The sequence below is a fragment of the Pseudoalteromonas sp. P1-13-1a genome (assembly GCF_001401875.1).
In the GTDB taxonomy this organism is placed as follows: Bacteria; Pseudomonadota; Gammaproteobacteria; order Enterobacterales; family Alteromonadaceae; genus Pseudoalteromonas.
In genome coordinates this window covers 1-516 of sequence record NZ_LKDV01000085.1, presented here as the reverse complement: position 1 = coordinate 516, position 516 = coordinate 1, and the positions used below count along the sequence as shown (strand labels likewise).

Annotated in this window: 1 protein-coding gene and 3 tRNA genes; all 4 read right to left on the bottom strand. The window is 45.0% G+C overall.

What is annotated here, in order from left to right:
- Nucleotides 1–89: GTP-binding protein (locus AN391_RS19890; RefSeq protein WP_233997923.1), on the bottom strand; the 89-nt coding region annotated here is incomplete at its 3' end.
- A 135-nt stretch (nt 90–224) separates the two neighbouring features.
- A tRNA-Thr gene (locus AN391_RS19885) sits at nt 225–300 on the bottom strand.
- Between the two features lie 11 nt (nt 301–311).
- Nucleotides 312–386: transfer RNA gene (locus AN391_RS19880), tRNA-Gly, on the bottom strand.
- 45 nt (nt 387–431) lie between these two features.
- Nucleotides 432–516: transfer RNA gene (locus tag AN391_RS19875), tRNA-Tyr, on the bottom strand.

Below are 516 nucleotides of genomic sequence, written 5' to 3'. Positions count from 1 at the left end.
GCAGTTAGTGTAGTTTTACCGTGGTCAACGTGGCCGATTGTACCAACGTTTACGTGCGGTTTTACGCGTTCAAACTTTTCTTTTGCCATGACGGAACCTATCAGTTTTGTGTATCTAGATTACATATGAAAATAATCCACCAGAGGTAGATTAATTTAATTTTTTCAAATTTCAAATAGTTTTTTCTGACAGATAAAGGAAGTATTCAAGGAGATTCTTATGACTGGTGCTGATAGGCAGATTTGAACTGCCGACCTCACCCTTACCAAGGGTGCGCTCTACCAACTGAGCTATATCAGCAACACCATAATTGGAGCGGGCAGCGGGAATCGAACCCGCATCATCAGCTTGGAAGGCTGAGGTAATAGCCATTATACGATGCCCGCTTTAGGAACCTGTTCTTAAACTACCTCTAACCGTCAAGAATAAAGTGGTGGAGGGAGCTGGATTCGAACCAGCGAAGGCTGAGCCGTCAGATTTACAGTCTGATCCCTTTGGCCGCTCGGGAACCCCTCC